Genomic DNA, 17,125 nt, shown 5'->3' on the forward strand with positions numbered 1-17,125 from the left:
GTTTTGGTTAAGTGTTATGTTTTTTGTTTATAACTTGGGCTTTAACATTGAGGATAGGAGATAAATTGTGCGTATGGAGATGGCTTGGTTTCTGCGGGTAATGTTGTTTTTTAGTTTTCTGGAATTATTGATTAACTCTTTTTCTGGGCGTGCCCCTGGAGGGTCGCGTTTTCCGCTGTATCTCCCTGCGGGAGGATGCCGCTGCAACCGCTCACGCGCTTTGGCTAAAGTTTTGATTATAGGATGTGAATGGGGATGGTCTGGAAATTGATTTTAAGTTTTGACAGGCATTTTTATAACCGTTGTTTTCTGGCTGTTCCCATCGGACCGGGCCATTTGCTGTATCTTTCGTTTCAAAAGGATGACGTAAGGGGGCAGCGAGCGACCGGAATGGCCAGCGTAAATGTCTACTGCGCAGTTATGTCAGGGGCTGCAGTAAGTGTAAATATCTGCCCGGAATGGGTGTGTTTACGATGCCCGGAGAATTTGAGCGGTTAAAAATCAGGTTCAGTGCATCGCTGGTGAAGGGTAATAAGGACCTGTTCAGATTGGAATGACCTTATTGCTTTTTTGCTGGCTTGGCTTTAGCAGCGGCGTTTTGCTTAAGCTTTTGTAGGTGCAGGAGATGCACTTTTTGGCGATTTGCTTACAGGCTTTTTTGACGAGGTTTTCTTCTTCCGTGCATTTTTGATGCGGTATTCAAGCAGGTACAGCCTGGTCTGCCATTTCCCGATGATGGTGTCGTCGCTTTTTGGAAGGCCTGTTGGTTCCAAAAGACCGAGTACATGGGCCAGTTCCCGGGTGCTGTCTGCCTTGGCCTGGTTTTCTTTTAGCCAATCCTGTTGTTTGGTTTCGTGCGATTTCCGGTATTCGGCTATGGCCAGTTTGATGAGCCTGACCTCATCTTCTTTTGATTTAGTTTTGCGCAAAAGCACCATCTGCCTGTTCCACGCGTGGGAATTGGCAGGATCTGTTATTGCAGATTTCCGGTAGAGTTTTAATGCGGCAGAATTATCGCCCGCTCTTTCCAGTTCGAGCGCAGCAGCAAACTGCTCTTTTGACCGTATCTGTTTCCTTCTTGACATGACTGATTTTGGAACAATTAGCCCGGGCTATTGTTTGCTGAAGGGCATTAGCGGTTATGACTACACGATGACCTTTGCGCCATAGGAGTAATAGTAACTTTGGATTTAGCAATTAATGAAATGAAGAAAATTGGATTTTTATCGTTCGGGCATTGGTCGGAACATCCCTCATATCAGGCGCGTACCGCTAGTGATACTTTGTTGCAATCCATCGACCTTGCTGTTGCGGCCGAAGAGATTGGCCTTGACGGAGCATATTTCAGGGTACACCATTTTGCAAGGCAATTGGCATCACCCTTTCCGCTGCTTTCGGCAATAGGCGCAAAGACTTCCAAGATCGAAATCGGAACGGGCGTTATCGATATGCGATATGAAAACCCTTTATATATGGTTGAGGATGCTGGTGCGGCCGACCTCATCTCTGGTGGCAGGTTACAACTGGGCATCAGCAGGGGTTCGCCCGAACAGGTAATCGAAGGCTGGCGGTATTTCGGTTTTGCACCAAAGGATGGGGAGAACGATGCTGATATGGGAAGGCAAAAGGCTTTGGAGTTTTTGGAAAGACTGAAAGGTGAAGGTTTTGCAAGGCCCAATCCGAATCCAATGTTTCCCAATCCTCCGGGACTGCTAAGGCTGGAACCATATTCGGAGGGGCTTCGCGAGCGCATCTGGTGGGGAGCCGCTTCCAATGCCACTGCCGTTTGGGCGGCAGAAAACGGAATGTACCTGCAGAGTTCTACCTTGAAGTTTGATGAAAATGGCAAGCCCTTCAGTATCCAGCAGGCCGAGCAGATCAGGCTGTACAGAGAAGCCTGGAAAAAAGCGGGACATAATCGCGAACCAAGGGTTTCTGTCAGCCGTTCAATATTTGCGCTGATGAACGATCAGGACAGGTATTATTTCGGGCAGCAGGGGAAAGGGACGGATAGTTTTGGCTATATCGAGCCAACCCAAAGGGCGGTTTTCGGGCGGGGATATGCCGCTGAACCCGATCAGCTGATAAAGGAACTGGCTGCCGACGAGGCGATACAGGAAGCGGATACGGTACTACTCACCATTCCAAATACCCTGGGTGTAGATTACAATATCCATGTGTTATCTGCCATTCTGGAGCACGTTGCACCGGGACTTGGATGGAGATAGATTAGTTTGGTTTTTTTTAATCGCACAAAACAAATTGCCGGCAATGGCGTTTATATTTTGAGAGCGTTAATTTAGATGAGCGGGAAGAGCCTTTGGTTTTTCCCGCTTTCTTGTTTTATTCCCTACTGTAATCTTTCACTTTGAAGGTAAACTCGAAATACTGTTTATAAAGATTTTGATGTTCCCTCGCTGCCTTAAAACTTTCAGCCAGTTTTAGTGATTGTAACACCATGCAGATTTTATTCCCCACGGCTGCGCATGGGCCAGCAAAAAATTATATCCCTATCAGCAGTATGCGATCGAAACCCTGTTTGAAAAAATGCAGACCGGGGCAAATCAGCTACGCTTGCTCTACCAGTTGCCTACAGGTGGTGGTAAAACATTATTTTTTCTGAAATTGCCGATCGTTTTATAAGCAATACGGAAAGAAGGATCATCAACCTAATGCTCATCCACTTACTTGGGGCATTATACATTACTAACCAAACAAATTGAACTGCTACTCAGAACGAATCATACAGTCTGCGTATAAAGCTTACGCTCCAAATGTAAACAAAATGGTATCTTCCAAAAACTTTAGTCAGAATATTTACTTTTGAAGCTAAAATAGAGAATTGACAGAGGTTGAAATTATTATAGGGAAGGAAAGAGCGTTTGAAATATTATGACAGCAAAAAACTTTGACTAGTTATTAAAAAAAGGAAAGTAAATATTGATATTCCAAAAAACACGCTGTGGGAAAGTGTTGTCTAAATTGAATCCTAAAAAAGCAGAATAGGCATGAAAACTATATTGAAACTGACGTTGATTTTTGTAATCTTTATCATCAACACAAGTAAAGCACAAAACGTAAAGAAAACAAAATCCAGGGAAATCACCTCAAATGTGACAACTAGCAATATAAATAGCAAAGATGAGCTCTATATTGGAAAAGAATTTTATGCAGGCGACGAGCTCAACACTTATACTTTTATAACCTCCAAAAAAATCAATGATAAGGATAGCTTAACATATTCGATTTATAAAAAAAATGATATAGAACGTTATTCGTTCAGTATAGAAAAGCTAGTTTCAAATGAAGATAAGGGGTTGTATAAAATTTTGGACTTGTTTGTATTTACTCACTACAAAACTGAAAATCATAGGGTTAAAATATTAAATACTACAAATGGGTATTCAGTTTTATTTATAAAAAAAGATGAAATTTTAAAAAAATGGGAATTTGATTTAGATAATAACAAAATAAACAAAATTTGGGAAGGCAAATATAAATGCAATTTTCTTCGGATCAGGGAAGAGTCTGCAGATCCACGTGCCTATGCAATGATTGTGATCACGATCAAAGGCAACAACGCAACATTTCAATTAGAGGGCTATAATGAGGTCTTAAATAAACAATTACTGGTTTTAAATAGCGGCCTAAACAAAATCATTTTACATGAAAAAAATCAAAAAGATTCCAAATTTACCATTACAAAAAGTAATAATAAATTTATACTAACCAGTGATTTACTAAATAAAATCACTGGTGAAGTTAAAACCTATAAACTGCAAAAGAATTAGCTTGTAGCCAGCATAGGTCAAAAAAAAAGTACCCCGGACTTAAGTCAACCAAGTCTTATTATAATTTTATAAGCATCATGACATTAGCCATTTCTATTAATGTGGCAGGATAATTTGGATGATCAGAAACGGCATGGATTCCGAAGTAATGAAGTGTCGAATTGTTACTTCAATAAACCATGATGCTCATGGTCAAAGCAACGATAATAATCCTAATCACACTCTTTTATATTGCTTCAACATCAGCACAACAATAACCAAATTTGATAGATGATCGTTATAAGACGTATGCCGGCCCTTATGGCCATAATTCCGGAATTAGTTTGTTCGAAGATGGTAAATATCTTTTGTATTGATGTGGTACCGCAGTTTTTGACGCCTATAATCTTCAAAAAAGATAAGTAATTTCAGGACGAGACGTGGCAAATCATCCTTAGTCTTTACATAGATATTGATTGTTTTCTCCCATCCCGTTATCAGTCCTAAAACTGATATTGGTTTTCACCCACCGTAACCACCACGAATTTAATTACACATTATGGATCAATTTGAAAACTATACTGATAGCAGGCTGATTCGTGGTTGCACTTATTTAGGTGCTTAATGTCCATTTCACCATGGTAACCAACGGTTTCACCACGTTAATGCCAGGTTTTTAATTGAACGGGGAAAATGATTAAAACAGGACATGACCTGGCATTTTAAAAAGTATTCAAGCGAACCGATTTTTTCACAGTTGGAAATTACCGTGAAAAAAAATTGGTTTCGTTCTGTTTACAGTATCCCACTTTATGGCAGTACGATATAGGTTAATTTGCAATCATAGCCTAATATTTCTAAATCATTTTCTGCAACGTTTTTAAATGATACCTTGCTGAAAAATGGGATGTTCTTTGTTTGCTTTTTACCAAGCACTATTCCAAATATGATCTTATAATCAGATGGAAGGTAAGGTTCAGTGATCAGGTTCGGGGCACAACCATATGCAGTAAGATACCTATCCAATTCCTTTCGGTATGTTTCACTCTTTTTAAGTGCCTGGCCGCTGAAGGAGCCCTGTCTGAAGAGATGGCTCAGAGAAGGGGAAGTTTTTCCCATCTTAACATGAATGAAAGTTTTGGCTTCAATATCGAATACGTCGCAAATTTCATTTTTATCCTTGCCTAAGCTGAGTGCCTTAGATTTTGGATTTCCCAGGTCGAATAGAAACCTGTCTTTACTTTTTGAGGTACATATTTCTTCATTATAATCACTTTCCTTGATTTTGCTCTTCGATGGAAGTGGAAAGTCATGTGGATCAAGGATTCTACCCTGGTAAAAATCCTCTATTTCTTTAAAGAAAGAAGGCGCGACCTCATACCAAGATCCTTCAGATAGGATATACTTCATTCCGTTGATTTCAGTCTCCCAGGATAGGCAACGTTGAAGCGGCCAATCCATGGTCTTTATGTCTTTGTCACTAAGGATATTTACCTTGAACTTATCGATATTTTCAAAAGACATTCCCTTAATTTCTGAACCAACGCTTTTTTTCCAATCCAACATTTCAGGCATGGCAAGTGCTTCTTTATTGCTAAGTCTTGATCTATCTCCAGTGGAAAATACAAAGCCGTTACAGTCGAAGATTGTTTCGTAATAAATAGGTGGGGAGAAAAACATGTCCTCAAATTTTGCCGACTTTAAGGTTTTTGCAAGCTGTTTGGTCAGTTTTTCAACAAGTGAGTTATCGCGAACCATAGCAATATTGTCAATCCAGGCATAATCGGTTTTGTAGTGGTTAGAGGCAAAGTGAGTTAGGACTTTTTTGCATAAAGATTTCAGTTTGCCAAACCCCTCTATGCTTTTTCCAACCTTTAAGCTGTCCTTGCCATCTAATGCTTCACCTAGTTCATGATCTTTTGACAATTTGCCCACAATGCCACGGAGAATATCTTTTTGCTTGTTGATGCCGAATTGTTCCGGAGTCGATCCAAGTACCGCTTGTTTTTTAGTTTTCTGAGAGTTAATTTCTGGAGTAGTAGTGTCCACCTGCCTTATTTCCTCCTTTGGAATACAGTTTAGTGCCGTCTTTAATCCAAAATTATATTCAGTCTTTGTCAGATCTATTAAATGCAATCCGTATCCAAGTGGTATAGCCAGCAATCTTTTTTCTACTTCTAGCACCAACACGGCGTAGGATGAAGAGTTCTTGAAAGGATTTGTACTTATTGTAAAATGAGATGCGAGCAGATGTGCCCAATCGGGGGTAATGGGATGGCTATTTTTATAGAATAAGGTGATGCCATCTTTTTCTTCTGATTTTAAACCAGACTTTTTTTTAAATATTTGCTTTGGATCTTTTATGCTTTCCTTAATCAAATACATGGTAGGTTTAATCGCTGTCATGGCAAAAGGAGTAATTGAATACTGTGAATATATAAACCAATGTAAGAGCTGCTGAATTTTAGTTTCCTGATGTCAATTTGGGTTTAATCCAAATTGACATTCTGGTTAAAGTTTGTTTTGAAAGACAGCATAAATGAGGGTGTTTATATTAGGTTGACTATTTTATTATAATTGGCAAGTTTAGCGTAAAATAACCCATTGTTGCTTATTCTACCTTAATGGCTTCAATGGTTTTAGTAAGATATGGTGGAAAACCCTTGTCGTTATAACTATATGAAAAGTCTTTACTGATCTGGTCGTTATAAATGCGCCAACCATAATTAGAAATAAGATCTAGGGCATCTTCTGTACTAAGGAGTTTTTTGTCAAATTTATGGTCTACTTTTTCAAAAGACCAGTCACTATAACCTCGTGGAATAGGGCAGACATCTAAAGTCTTGTCTTTATAACGCAGTACCGAAACATAGAAAACGATACCTGATCCTGGATTCCTATCCTTCGAAATAAGGGTATCATCAGTGGCTTCCTCATTAATAAATTTCAGTTTGGTTAATGCTATTTTTTGTCCTTTATATTTGGCAATGATGATATTATCTGAACCTAAATTCGTTTCGCTGCTGTTAGAGAACTTCAAAGTGGTCGATGCGATTTTATCATCATCTGCGGTAGCACCGCCGGTGGAACTATATTGTGTGCTTGTACCAGCTGTATAGCTGCGTGTGTGTGGGCTAACATAAGTGCCATTTTTTCTGTAATAGCCTTTTACACTTGTAGTTCTTCTTTGGGCAAAAGCAGAAGTCATTAACAAAACGCTAAGTAGAAGTAACAAAATTTTTCTGTTCATGGGGTTAAATTTTGGGTTTTATTGTTTAGTTTATTATATAGCACGTCGGTATCATCTTTTTTCTAACTATCTCTTTTGTGAGAAGCGAGAATGATATGATTTTTATGATGCTAAAGTAATTGGACTTGAAAGATAAAATTTACGGTTTCCCGTATCCATCGAAAATACCCTGATATCTTATTATTTAAAATCACCGCCCTCTTAGAACAGCTCACCAGATCTTAAATTAACCGTATCAATATGGCAACATTACGGTTTTGTATGATCGGCAAATGCATCGTACAAAAAGGCAGCTGTGGCCAATGTCCGGTAGCCCAGTGAACAGTCAATATAGTGCTAGCGGTCTCGGTAAATAAAAGCTGCAGCGGGAAAACAGGCTGGAAGAGTTTTTTAGATAAACCTGAACCTGATAAACCAGGAAGATAAAAACTTACCTCTGCATATCATATAGTTATTTCATCATATATTCAAAACCATTATTGTTCGCGATGGTAAGAAGCGGCTGGATATTCTCTAAAAACCTTCCTCTTAAATCCGTTTCAGGCAATCGGTGGGCATCGGCATTAGCAAATATACTCAGGTATTCATCCATTATGGGTTCTTTCGGATAGTTTTCAGCCATAACGGTAATTGCTGTTTTCTGTAGGTTATAAAACCCATCAAAGTAATCTTCAATCCTCGGCAGCCTGTCATTCTTCCGGCTGTTGAATGATGGATCGGCCGGGATGAGGTTCCAGATCAGATCATGCGAAACAAAGGCGTAGGGAATGAAATGTTCAACGGCGAAGTTGCCTTGTAACAGTTTTTTATGCGTGTATATACAATCCAGCGGCCCGGTATGGTCTAAAACCATGTCCCAAAATTTACGCTGGTTTAACAGGCTGTTTCTGCGTGCGGGTTTGATCAGTTTATTTGGGATATCCGGAACGTTGGGATTGTGTTTTTGTAAGTATAGGCTCAGGTGCCAGTAGCAGAATGCTTTTAAAATACCGGCATGTTCAACCAGGTAGGCGTGCCAGAGCGGGTTTATTGTCAAATTGAGTTCATCCAGGGCATATGGACTGTTGTTTTCGAAATTTGCTGAACGTTGGTGTATTTCAATACGGTTTCCTTTTGATTCCGGAAACCATGGGCTTAGGTACCGGTAAGGTACTTCTTTATCAATCATCAAATAATATACTCCATCTTGTGTTCAATCGCTTATGATTATAGTATTGCTCACAAAATTGTTTCTCTGATAATGTTGAGAAAAACGGAAACTTCATATTTTCTTAATCACTATTTTCGCTTATGGAATTGGATGATCTGATTGAAGCAATTAGGAAGGAAGAAGTGGCCTTAGTTATTGGTTCGGGTATGTCATTGTACGCTGGCTATCTTGGTGTAAAAGAGCTAACCGCACTAATTTGTAAAAAGGCTCAATCCTATTGTCGGGAGGAGTGGGAGCAAAAAAGCCTTGAAGATAAAAGCCTTGAGGACATTTCAGAAATTCTTATCCGGTACGCAAATGATGATAGATCAGAACTTAACTCCATTCTTGTATCTATTTACAAAAAAACTCCCTTAGATACACATACTCATGATCTCTTAGCTAGGATTCCCCACTTCGAGCATATTTTTACAACCAACTATGATACTCTTATCGAAGACAGTATGGCAAAAAGGTGCCATGTCATTGGATCCGAAAATGCCTTTTCTGCCCAAATGAAAGGCATCACAAAAGTCTATAAACTTCATGGAGATGTTAATAATCTAAATGATGTTGTCATTTCTAGAAAGGACTATGCAAGTAACATTCGTGGTCAACAGAAAAACCTGCTATGGAACCGCTTCACTGATGTGATTGCGTCAAAGGATATTCTATTTATCGGACATGGCAACGAGGACAGCAATTTTTGGGGCATATTCGAAGAATTAAGTGTTAAGTTAAAAGCCCATCAGAGAAAAAGGTTTTTTATTTCACCAGCTATATTGCAACATCAAGAACAAAATTTGAAGCGCAATGGATTCGATTATTTTCAGATGAATGCAGATCAGTTCCTGAATGTATTATATCCGAAACTTGTTGAATATGCAGTTTCTGACTTGGAAACAGGTAAGCTTTCCAGCAATACTTTCCAGCAGTTTCTGGCACTAAACGACAGAAACGCTATCATTCGCTCTGAAGATTCAAAAATAATAGTTGAAGCTATTACTGGACCTAGCGGTGCGATTGAGTCGGAGGTCCATTTTTCCTTGGCTCAGGACGTCTTCGAAAAATTTATGAATTTCAATGACGGGATCACTCGTGACCGCACATTCAAATTTTTGCCTGAAGATTTGGTAGATTTCAGCTTCAACATGAGTGGCTATAAATTTGGGATGAGCAGGGAAACGCTGAGTAGGCTAGAAGTTATGCTAATTCATGAAAATCGTATGCTCGATATAGAAAGTGCTGATGGTAGGATAGAGATTACTAAAATACCAGTAAAACAGTTTAAATTTCAGGATGGCAGCGACATGGAACTTGAATTTTATGGATCTAAGTTCAACTTCTCTTTTAAATCTATAAAAGCTGGGATAGAGGTAAAATTCTCTTATACGCTCTTGAAGGAATTTTCAAATCTAACAGAACTGATAGGAACCCTTAAATTTCTCCACGCGCTCTACAGGGGAGAGACATTGAATTTTTACTTCGATGGAAAAACTAAGGTGCCTATTATTAATACTTGTCCTACTGACATAGTCTTCAAAAAGTGGCGTATAAGCACCCTTATCGAACATTTTGAGCAACTTCAATTATTAGGTCGAAAATTTGACGTCCGTTTTGCATTGATAAAATTCGACCAGATTACGCAATCTATCATTGATGAGGTTAGCTACATCTTCTGGATCAATGAAAAGGGATTTGTTGAGAAAGAATTTAGAAATGTAATTTTTTTGCCTTCGGAACTAAAGCGGTATGGGTTTAAAAGTGATAGCGAGGATGATATCATGAGACTTATTTTTGAGACATCAAATCCCTATCAATTTTATGGAACCACTTTGCCGGCCTGCTATTCTGTTCTAGAGGTTATAGGTCCAGAAATTGTCGGTGAGGGTGAGAAACTCGCAGTAAGAAGTAAATCAGACAGGATAAGGCACAAAATACTTTCTCAACTGGAATTTGATGAATTTCAACAACGTGATATTATGATGATTTCTACAAAAGATCTATAACCTACAAACAAAAAAACTCTATCGCGATCATACTAGTTTCGAAGAATTGCCTGAAGTACTTGTCACCTTGATTTTATTGTTATATTCGCTACTTTTAGATAATCAGTATGTTTATTCGTTTTTCATCATATTTAAAAATCTGTTTTGATTGAAATTTCAAATTTGATTGGTTACGCAAGAGTTTCAATTAAAAAGCAAAATTTAAACTTAAATAACAAGAGCTAAATGTTATCGCTATGCTAAATTTCTTGATACCCACACGAACGACGAAACTAAAAACTTACAGTAAAAAATAAGACCGGCGTTTTTCACTATATAAAAACTTATAGAAAAATAAGACTATTTAAAGTAAAATCGTAATAAATTGTCTTTTTACCTTATCAGATTCAAAATTAAATACTATATACTAATCTTAATAATAATATGAATAACTTTTAACTCATGTAGTATCTATGTACGATCTTTTCAACAATAGATATGTGGTGGTAGAGATACCTAAAGACATAAGAAGTGAGTTTAAGGGCTATGATTTTATTGTCTCTTGGATATATCATAATAGGCACCTAGCTAATCAAATCATAATATTTGATTTCGTAAATGTTACATTTATGGAAGCAAATTTATGTGCACTAATGGGTGCACTATTTGAAATGCTAGAAGAGAAAAAAAATAAAATACATATTATTAACATTAATAGACATGTAGAAACGATTTTGAGAAAAAATGAGTTTTTAATAACCTTTGGTTATGACAAACTCGAAGATAACTATGACACTTCATTAACCTATCGGAAATTTACGCCAACAGATGATATTGGATTTAACGACTATATACAAAAAGAACTATTAACCAAGAGTGGATTTCCATCACACAGCTACCTGTTGGGAAAAGAAATAGTGAAGAACATTTTTGAAATTTATGAAAATGCCAGGACACACGGCGAATGCGACTTTATTCATACATGTGGCCAATTTTTTCCCAGACATCCAGACAAACCGCTACATTTTACAATAGTGGACAAAGGCATCAATATAAAACAGAATGTATCTAATTTTCATAACAAAGATTTCGATGCAGGTGAAGCAATTAAATGGGCTATGGTAAAGGGGAATACGACAAAAACGGGGGATACATCTGGGGGGTTGGGTTTGAGTGTAATATTTGAGTTTATAAAATTGAATAAAGGAAAGATTCAGGTGATTTCATCGGATGGTTTCTATGAATTTAAAAATGGGGTCGTTGAAACCCATAAATTGGGTGGTATTTTTGACGGAACAATTGTTAACTTTAATTTTAATCTAAACGATTCTAATCATTACTTGTTAAGTAGTGAAGCGGATGAAGATGATATCATATTCTAAATAATACGTAACTTTGAATTAATGACATATAATAACTATCAAACCATGGAGCATCTTGTTATAAAAGATATAATCAAGTCAGAGTTAGCTGTTTCTACTGAAAAAGGAAATGAGGTGTTCGAGATAATTGACTCTTATCTTCAGAAAAATGAAAAGGTGGAATTGGATTTTGCAGGTATTAATATTATGATTACTGCATTTCTTAATGCTGCAATAGGTAGACTTTACGGAAATAAAGCTTACACAACGGAATTTTTAAATGAACATCTTAAAGTGGAAAATGTTGAAAAGGAAGATAGAGCCTTGTTCAAAGATGTAATCCAGAGAGCTAAAGAGTACTTTGCGAATAAAGAAGGATCTGAGAAAAGTTCCAACGATGCAATCTATGGAGTCGATTAGTCCATCCGATTATAAGGTCACATTTACTGATCGTTTCTTTTTCGACACTAACATTTGGTTACTACTTTACGGTACCATTGCTCACTTTCAAGAAAAAGATCAAAAACAATATTCGAGGCTTTTTGCAAATATACTTGAACGTGGGAATTCCATATATATCACTTCACTTATCCTCTCAGAATTTGCAAATGTGCTTCTAAGAAAAGATTTTAACCAATGGATTTCTATAAATAAACTTGTTAATCAAGATTTTAAAAGAGATTTTGTAGGAACTCCAGAATATACTTCTTCAGTTGAAATCGTCTCTGTTTTAATTAACAAAATTCTGGCATTGCCAAATATCCTTAGAATCTCAGATGATTTCACGGCGATAGACATAAGTAGCATTTTAAAACGATTTAAAATTATTGATTACAACGATTCATATTTTTTAGAAATGGCAGAATCAAGAAAAATGGTTGTTGTTACAAATGATTCGGATTTACTAAAGATCGATTCTAATATAACTGTTATTTCACTTCAGAATAATGTTTAACGCTTAGCCAAGCGTTCTTTATAGCTCAGTTATTTAAAGGTATAAGTAACATTAATAGTATTACCCGGCACTTCCTTTTATTTATCTAGTAATAGCAGCAAGGGTGTTTTAATAAACGAATATTAACAATGTGCTAGTCGCTGCTGATCGACTTGAATGATTTTAAAAAAATTAAATCACAGAAAAATTACATCTTAAAAACGATCACTGTACTTTTTAATCTATAGTCATTGGGATTACAATGTTATGGAACATTGAAAAAAGAAATATTTTGTTATTTACTACCTATAGATATTGGATACATCCTACTAAACAATCATTCGTTTGTAAACCTTCTTGACCTATATTCACAACTAGGATATTTAGCTTATCTACGTTATTGTCACAAATTTAAACTGAAAGATGATTTTGTAGTTACCGAAAATGACTGAGAATCTTCTAACAAATTCGGAGCATTATGATGGTTTATATCGAGAGTTACACAAACACGAACATTAAGCTAGTGCCGGATGCTGGCCGCTCCTAATCCGATCAATAAGAAACCAAGTGGAAATTAAAGTCGGGAAAAGGTAATAAATCCCAAAAAACGATGGTAATTTTTATTATTAAATCAAAAAGATAATCTTTTAAAATTTTATTAAAATGGATTCATACAAACCAATAATACTATTTTTAGCCGAAGCATTAGCGTTGGCTTTAGTCATCGGTTCATCAACATACTTTTCCCTGAAAGGTGTATTTGGTGCAAATGTAAGATGGTATAAGGTGTTTCTTGTGGTATGGGTACTGCTAGCAATTATCATTGGTGCTTTGAAGCCAAACAAAATTGAACAATATCAGATAAGTAGTTCAATCTTCGCTAGCTTTGTTATACTCGGTTTGTTCGGCTTAATCAGGATTCTAGTTCGCTGGATTAAAAATAGAAATAAAGCACCAGATACTTTATAGATAGAATTTTCAATCTGACCTTTCCAATATCCTCATTATGAGTACATTATAGAATTCAGGTGTGAAATTCATATCCGATTATCTTCAATACTATATGTATAAAAATAATATAGATAAAAAGACTTCGAACCTTGAAGTAAATCCTAAGCCACCTTAGTTATTCTTTAAGCCTTGCTTTTATTGTGGAAAAATATTTGTAACAATAAAATTACATTCGGTAACAGATGATTATATTTGATTTAAGAAAAAATCAGATATGGGAACAATTAAATCAGTATTAGATCACTATAAAAACAATGCTTACAGAATCGTAATTGAAAGGTTAATAGGTGAGGGATTTTTAGATGAGGTAAAAGCCGTTGGCGGTGAATTGGTAGTTGATGAAGTAAAGGGAAGCTATAAATTAGTTAATACCCCGAATGAATTGGTGCAGAGAATTAACAACTATTTAAAAACTCTAAAGGTAAAGGACAATGATAATTAATAACATCGATGATTTACTGAAATACCTAGAACAATACACTCTTTTGCCTGTAAGTAAATCAACATTGACTTCGGAACAAAAGGTTATCGATGAAGCGGAGAGGAAAAATCTAGTTTATCAAAGCAGTAACCATACATATAAGTTGGATAGCTTAGGGTATGATGTTTTAAAGTCTCGTTTAAGCTGGGAACAATTTAGTCAGTTACAGAATGCTAAACATCAATATGGTATTGGTACGGCCTTAGCAAATGCAGGAATGAGTGAGGGTTTATCTAATTCGATGAAATATGCAGAAGAGGTAAAAGCAAGAAGTAGTTATATTGAAGCCCTTGAAAGAGTAGCGAGTAAACCGCAAGTATTACCGTTAGCCCCTGAATTATCTAACTGGCAAAAGTTTGTGAATTTACAGGATAGCCCAAAGCTAAATCAACGTATTGCATTTTGGGCAGGTGTCGGGGGTATCGTCAGTACCATTATTGCAATTGGTTTATTGTTTACCTTATAAGTTTCGATGAGTATATTTGAGAATTAACAATCTCGATATGCAAGATGAAATTTTCTTAGGCTTAAACAAAGATCAATTACTGGCAGCCATTGCAATAGTATTAACAATCATTGGTGCTATCTGGTATTTAATAACTCTTCTCAATAAAAGAAAATTAACTGGCAGTAAGTTAACAATACAGCTAAAACAATTAAATTTTTGGAGCGCACCAAAACATTTGGTACAGCCAGAATTTGATGATGAGGGTTTTGTTATTAGAGATTTATCTATTGTTAGGCATTACATCACATATAGGTTAGATTTAATTATTACTAATAATTCTGAATACACTGCGTATTTTCCAAAGCTATATTTCAAGGATTCAATAAATCCGTTTGTTGAGTTGCAAAGCTTAGACGAGCATGAACCAATTTTATCTGGTGCATCAAAAACGCTTACAGCTGTATTAGCTGAAAACAGCGATACACTACCAACTGAAAGAAAACGAGGTAATGAAGAACCAATTGCAATGAAAGATTTACAGATTCTTATTGAGTGTCAAAATAGCTATGGCGCAAAATTTTATTCAATGTTTGTTGGTGCAACAAAAAAGAACACATTTCATAAATTCAAACCAAAGTTCAAATAAAAAATTAAATCACTAGTCCCAGCAAATCCCTAATACCAATCTAAATAAGGGGAGAACTTGTTTTTTCTATTACATATTTCTCAACCGCTCAAACAAACTCCCTAATTTTTTTCCATTTTGATTGACGTTAAATTGAATTCGATTTTATCTCTTTAATTTCTATTATTCGTTCTTCAAACTGCTTACTCTCACTTCCGTCTTTATTCAGCTTCGGAACTTTTTCGTAGGTTATTTCAATCATATCATATTCCTGAACCCCTTTCGGGATTAATTCTATAACTGATTTCATTTTTAATGCTTTAGCAATAAGATTTAAATGTCTTATGCTATACTTATCCGGTTGGCCCAATGCCTCAACTTTTCCGACAAAACTTTTACTAAGTTTCATTTCCCCGCTTAGTTCTCTTTGGGAAAAGCCTTTGTCTTCCCTTAATTGCTTGACTTTAAGAATAATCTTATAATCTAACTCTGATATGATTGTTGAATATTTTTTCATAAAAATGCTCCTATTATTTGGAGCGTAATTTTGTTTTACTATATTTGTATATCAGTTATTTATAGCGACAAATAGAGTTAGGGATAACCTGGCTTTTTACGATGTCACTCATGAAACGAAACCGCTAATTTCCCCATGAGTCGACCGTGAGTTCGCCAATACTATTGAGTTTTGTATCTTCGCATACTTATTCAATAGGGCGAGCTTTGCGTGAGACTTTCGGGGAGCTTGGATTAATTTCCAAGGGGTTCTTAGCGGTACCAGTTTCGAAAGCAGTAAAGTTCGCCCTATTGGATTTTCCAATCTGGTTTACTTTTGCTTTTGAGGTACATCGTTTTACATAAAAATTACCGTTTATGAAAACGAAAAAATTACGCGCCATCATTTTGTACCACTTCGGGGAAGGGGTACTTCGGTTTTCCCTTAAACTCTTTTTAAAGAACGTTATTTGTTCTCCGTCGTAATGCGCGCTGGATTTTTCCGAGTATAAAATAGCCCAAAGAAAACAGGGTTTGGTGTGAGAGAGCGCACTGATTCCCGGTGGGTTAATTTAGCTTGGTGCCCAGCCCTTTATTGCGGTTTAGGCAAAGGAGCATACTATGGTTATTCGCATTCCCAAGGTAGGTATCTTTTTTCTAATACGCAATACGGTTTACTGTATCTGCATATTTTATGTGGAGGGGGCTGGTTTTTACTTTTTTTTTCTAACATAAATATAAACCGGAGCGTATGGGCCTAAATGAAAAGTATCGTTTTGACAGGCTTTACGCGTTAAAGCCAAAGAATCCTGTTTGAGGGGTGACAGGGCAGGCAGGGACCTAAATTGTTAATGATTCTTAAGGTTCTTTGATAATGCAGTCTGCCCTGTTCTTTTGTTTTTGTGTTCTTGTGCTCTTGCTAGTGGGTTCGTGCTCTTGGCGATTAGGTTTTCCTTTTGTTTCTAAAAAATATAAAGGGTTTGCCGTAAGGGGGGAGTATTATTCTGAATTTTTTGGCTGGAATTCCTGCTGTGTACTGTCTGTGAGGGGCGGCGGCAAATTGTAGTGTGGGCTTGGGATATGATTCCGGTTATTGCTTTTTATCAATCAACTTTAACCAAACCAACACAACCAGATTATGGAAGTCAGGCTTTGCTTTGGCTTTAATCAATTAATATATTTTATGTGACCGTTAATTTATGACTTTATCTGATGATAATCCTGGAATGCCTTCTTTGAAAACAGCTCATCAGGTGCTGGAATTATTTTATGGTAAGTATAGTGTCGATAAGATAAAACTGGTATTGCTGGAGTCGTTTCAGGGATACGCTTTAAATGAAAAAAAGGGCTTTCTGAATCTTGGTATTAGTGAACAGGACGTGGGTGAGGTTTTCGATGGCCTGATCGAAATGGTAGAGGCGGTACGGGCATTGATTGAAGATGGTAATATCGATGGCCTTGGTCCTAAAGCTTAAGAGAGGTTACAGTTCAATTTCTAATTTTTTTACGTTTTTAATCAATCAAAATTAAGCTTAAATGATGCTTCCTGCTATTGCTATGCCCTTTTTTTTGG

General features: G+C 36.7%; 17 protein-coding genes. 12 read left to right on the top strand and 5 right to left on the bottom strand.

Features of this window, described 5'->3' with window-relative positions; all coding sequences use genetic code 11:
* Window positions 1-602: 602 nt before the first annotated feature.
* Window positions 603-1,085 carry a hypothetical protein gene (locus H9L23_RS02190; protein WP_187593458.1) on the bottom strand — a complete coding sequence of 161 codons (483 nt, stop codon included), beginning with the start codon at window positions 1,083-1,085 and terminating at the stop codon, window positions 603-605.
* Between the two features lie 120 nt (window positions 1,086-1,205).
* Here H9L23_RS02190 and H9L23_RS02195 point away from each other — a divergent pair, with 120 nt between their 5' ends.
* The 3 genes from H9L23_RS02195 to H9L23_RS02205 all read left to right on the top strand — a co-directional run bounded on the left by H9L23_RS02195 (window position 1,206) and on the right by H9L23_RS02205 (window position 3,791).
* On the top strand, window positions 1,206-2,228 hold the full coding sequence (locus H9L23_RS02195; RefSeq protein WP_187593459.1) for an LLM class flavin-dependent oxidoreductase: 1,023 nt from the start codon (window positions 1,206-1,208) through the stop codon (window positions 2,226-2,228).
* 319 nt (window positions 2,229-2,547) lie between these two features.
* Window positions 2,548-2,643: a hypothetical protein gene (locus H9L23_RS27020; protein WP_394355233.1), complete on the top strand. Its 96-nt coding sequence runs from the start codon at window positions 2,548-2,550 to the stop codon at window positions 2,641-2,643.
* Window positions 2,644-3,008: 365 nt separating this feature from the next.
* A complete protein-coding gene (locus H9L23_RS02205) occupies window positions 3,009-3,791 on the top strand; it encodes a hypothetical protein (RefSeq protein WP_187593460.1) in 783 nt (260 codons plus the stop codon).
* 789 nt (window positions 3,792-4,580) lie between these two features.
* Here H9L23_RS02205 and H9L23_RS02210 read toward each other — a convergent pair.
* The 3 genes from H9L23_RS02210 to H9L23_RS02220 form a co-directional block, all read right to left on the bottom strand.
* Window positions 4,581-6,176 (bottom strand): DUF6119 family protein, encoded by a 1,596-nt coding sequence (locus tag H9L23_RS02210; RefSeq protein WP_187593461.1) that lies wholly within the window; start codon window positions 6,174-6,176, stop codon window positions 4,581-4,583.
* A gap of 205 nt (window positions 6,177-6,381) precedes the next feature.
* Window positions 6,382-7,020: a hypothetical protein gene (locus tag H9L23_RS02215; protein ID WP_187593462.1), complete on the bottom strand. Its 639-nt coding sequence runs from the start codon at window positions 7,018-7,020 to the stop codon at window positions 6,382-6,384.
* Window positions 7,021-7,471: 451 nt separating this feature from the next.
* Window positions 7,472-8,188 carry an HNH endonuclease domain-containing protein gene (locus H9L23_RS02220; protein ID WP_187593463.1) on the bottom strand — a complete coding sequence of 239 codons (717 nt, stop codon included), beginning with the start codon at window positions 8,186-8,188 and terminating at the stop codon, window positions 7,472-7,474.
* Window positions 8,189-8,310: 122 nt separating this feature from the next.
* Here H9L23_RS02220 and H9L23_RS02225 point away from each other — a divergent pair, with 122 nt between their 5' ends.
* The 8 genes from H9L23_RS02225 (at window position 8,311) to H9L23_RS02260 (ending at window position 15,078) form a co-directional block, all read left to right on the top strand.
* The gene (locus tag H9L23_RS02225; protein ID WP_187593464.1) at window positions 8,311-10,218 is read left to right on the top strand and encodes an SIR2 family NAD-dependent protein deacylase; all 1,908 of its coding nucleotides are present in this window, start codon (window positions 8,311-8,313) and stop codon (window positions 10,216-10,218) included.
* A gap of 608 nt (window positions 10,219-10,826) precedes the next feature.
* On the top strand, window positions 10,827-11,579 hold the full coding sequence (locus H9L23_RS02230) for an ATP-binding protein (RefSeq protein WP_187593465.1): 753 nt from the start codon (window positions 10,827-10,829) through the stop codon (window positions 11,577-11,579).
* A gap of 21 nt (window positions 11,580-11,600) precedes the next feature.
* Window positions 11,601-11,978 carry an STAS-like domain-containing protein gene (locus tag H9L23_RS02235; RefSeq protein WP_187593466.1) on the top strand — a complete coding sequence of 126 codons (378 nt, stop codon included), beginning with the start codon at window positions 11,601-11,603 and terminating at the stop codon, window positions 11,976-11,978.
* Entirely contained in the window at window positions 11,965-12,513 is a 549-nt protein-coding gene (locus tag H9L23_RS02240) for a type II toxin-antitoxin system VapC family toxin (RefSeq protein ID WP_187593467.1), read from the top strand. Before H9L23_RS02235 ends, H9L23_RS02240 begins: the two co-directional genes overlap by 14 nt.
* A 642-nt stretch (window positions 12,514-13,155) precedes the next feature.
* Window positions 13,156-13,461, top strand: coding sequence for a hypothetical protein (locus tag H9L23_RS02245; RefSeq protein ID WP_187593468.1), 306 nt, complete (start codon window positions 13,156-13,158; stop codon window positions 13,459-13,461).
* Window positions 13,462-13,717: 256 nt separating this feature from the next.
* The gene (locus H9L23_RS02250; RefSeq protein WP_187593469.1) at window positions 13,718-13,945 is read left to right on the top strand and encodes a hypothetical protein; all 228 of its coding nucleotides are present in this window, start codon (window positions 13,718-13,720) and stop codon (window positions 13,943-13,945) included.
* Window positions 13,935-14,450 carry a hypothetical protein gene (locus tag H9L23_RS02255; RefSeq protein WP_187593470.1) on the top strand — a complete coding sequence of 172 codons (516 nt, stop codon included), beginning with the start codon at window positions 13,935-13,937 and terminating at the stop codon, window positions 14,448-14,450. The genes H9L23_RS02250 and H9L23_RS02255 overlap by 11 nt, the downstream gene beginning before the upstream one ends.
* 37 nt (window positions 14,451-14,487) lie before the next feature.
* On the top strand, window positions 14,488-15,078 hold the full coding sequence (locus tag H9L23_RS02260) for a hypothetical protein (RefSeq protein WP_187593471.1): 591 nt from the start codon (window positions 14,488-14,490) through the stop codon (window positions 15,076-15,078).
* A gap of 127 nt (window positions 15,079-15,205) precedes the next feature.
* Here H9L23_RS02260 and H9L23_RS02265 read toward each other — a convergent pair whose 3' ends face one another.
* A complete protein-coding gene (locus H9L23_RS02265) occupies window positions 15,206-15,574 on the bottom strand; it encodes a helix-turn-helix domain-containing protein (protein ID WP_187593472.1) in 369 nt (122 codons plus the stop codon).
* Window positions 15,575-16,751: 1,177 nt separating this feature from the next.
* Here H9L23_RS02265 and H9L23_RS02270 point away from each other — a divergent pair.
* On the top strand, window positions 16,752-17,027 hold the full coding sequence (locus tag H9L23_RS02270; RefSeq protein WP_187593473.1) for a hypothetical protein: 276 nt from the start codon (window positions 16,752-16,754) through the stop codon (window positions 17,025-17,027).
* The last annotated feature ends 98 nt before the right edge of the window (window positions 17,028-17,125 follow it).

This window comes from Pedobacter roseus, from assembly GCF_014395225.1.
GTDB lineage: Bacteria > Bacteroidota > Bacteroidia > Sphingobacteriales > Sphingobacteriaceae > Pedobacter > Pedobacter roseus.